3 protein-coding genes are annotated in these 1878 nt (G+C 72.5%); 2 read left to right on the forward strand and 1 reads right to left on the reverse strand.

Going from position 1 to position 1878, the window contains the following annotated elements:
• Together D7W81_RS41095 and D7W81_RS41100 are read left to right on the forward strand one after the other, a co-directional pair.
• The coding region (locus tag D7W81_RS41095) for an alpha/beta hydrolase (RefSeq protein WP_147445835.1) at positions 1-670 on the forward strand (670 nt) is incomplete at its 5' end.
• An 18-nt stretch (positions 671-688) separates the two neighbouring features.
• Positions 689-1204 carry a GNAT family N-acetyltransferase gene (locus D7W81_RS41100; RefSeq protein ID WP_120560732.1) on the forward strand — a complete coding sequence of 172 codons (516 nt, stop codon included), beginning with the start codon at positions 689-691 and terminating at the stop codon, positions 1202-1204.
• A gap of 57 nt (positions 1205-1261) precedes the next feature.
• Here D7W81_RS41100 and D7W81_RS44300 read toward each other — a convergent pair.
• Positions 1262-1878: FtsX-like permease family protein (locus D7W81_RS44300; protein WP_120560733.1), on the reverse strand; the 617-nt coding region annotated here is incomplete at its 5' end.

Raw genomic sequence — 1878 nt, forward strand, 5'->3', positions numbered from 1 at the left:
GGGTTGGGCCACGGGAGGGCACTGGGCGGGCATGTACGCCAGCCTCCACCCGGACAACGTCAGCCACCTGGTGATGCTCAACGCGCTGTACGCGGGCAGCGCGGAGCACAAGATGCTGGGGAAGGGCACGGACTTCGAGGACCCCAAGCGGCCGGGACACTTCAACGCGGAGGGCATGGGCGCCTACCGCTGGAACACGGGCGCGTCGCTGATGGCGGTGTGGGACCGGCAGCTGCCGGCGGAGGAGGCGGAGCGGGCGAAGTGGCGCGACCCGGAGGTGGCGGCGTCCTTCCAGCGCGAGGCGGTCACGAGTGATCCGCTGGGGCCTTCGCGCACGCCCTTCGCCTTCCGGGCGCCGTCCGGAGCGCTGGAGGACAGCTTCTATCTGGCCACGGGCCGGCAGCTCTGGGACGGGGCCGCCATCACGGCGAAGGTGCTCCTGGTGCGTGCGGAGAACGACTTCTGGAGCCGGCCGGAGGACGTCACGCGCCTCCAGGAGCACCTGAACCACGCGGCCAGCGTGAAGGCCGTGGTGCTGCCGGGCGCGACGCACTTCGTGCACCTGGAGCGGCCGGAGAAGGGGCGCCGCCTCTTCATGGAGGAGCTGCTGCGCTTCACCGGCGCTCGCGTCACCCCGGCGCCGAAGCCCCCGAAGCCAGCCGCGCCGTGAGGGGCTAGATTGGCGGGGATGATTTCCATCCGGAGACTCGAACAGGCGACTCCCGAGGAGCGGTTGGCGCTGGCCGAGCTGCTCATCGATTCCGTCGACGGGGGCGCGTCGGTGGGCTTCCTGCCGCCGCTCCCGCTGGGCGTGGCCGAGGAGTACTGGCGGGGCGTCTTCGCGGCGCTGGGGCCGGGGCTGATGCTCTGGGTCGCGGAGGTGGACGGGCGCATCGACGGCACCGTGCAGCTCGTGCCGTCCCTGCGTCCCAACGGGCTGCACCGCGCGGAGGTGCAGAAGCTGCTCGTGCACTCGCGAGCCCGGGGACAGGGGCTCGCGTCACGGCTGCTCCAGGAGGTCGAGCAGTTCGCCCGGGGCGCGGGGCGCACCCTGTTGGTGCTCGACACGCTGGCGGGTTCGAAGGCGGAGGCCGTCTACCGGCACTGCCAATGGCAGCGCGCCGGAGAGATTCCAGACTGGGCGCGGCACACCGACGGGGAGCTGCACCCCACGGTCCTCTTCTTCAAGCGCCTGACGCCCTGACGCTCACGGCGAAGGAGGGCGGCAGGGAGCGGCTGTCTGCCGCGTGTGGCCATGGGCTCAGTCCGCCCGGAGCACGACCGCGGGGGGCACGTTCGCGGCCCTTCGCGCGGGCAGGAGGGCCGCGAGGAACGCCACGGCGCCGAGCACCGCCACCACCAGGCCATAGGTGAGCGGATCCGTGGGCTGCACCCCATTGAGCAGGTGCGCCAATGCGCGGCTGGCTCCCCACGCGAGCCCCAGGCCCAGCACGAGCCCCACCGACGTGAGGCGCAGGTAGTGGCTCAACACCATCCGCATGAGCTGATGGGCTTGTGCCCCCAGCGCCATGCGGATGCCCAACTCCCGCGTGCGCTGCACCACCGCGTAGGCCACCACCCCGTAGAGCCCCACTGCCGCGAGCACCAGCGCCACCCCCGCGAAGAGGCTCGCCAGCAGGAGATAGAAGCGCAGCGGCGCCACCGTTCCATCCACCACCGACGCCAGCGTCCGCACGCTGCCCACCGCGAGGTTCGCGTCCAGCCCCCGGACCTCCGCCCGCACCGCCCTCGCCAACGCGAGCGGCTCGCCGGACGTGCGCAGCACCAGCGTCATGTCCGTGGTCCGCGCCTGCTCATAGGGCACGTACACCTCCGGCGCGGCGGGCGCCGCCAGCCCCTCCGTGGCCAGGTTCGCCA

It is taken from the genome of Corallococcus aberystwythensis (assembly GCF_003612165.1).
GTDB lineage: Bacteria > Myxococcota > Myxococcia > Myxococcales > Myxococcaceae > Corallococcus > Corallococcus aberystwythensis.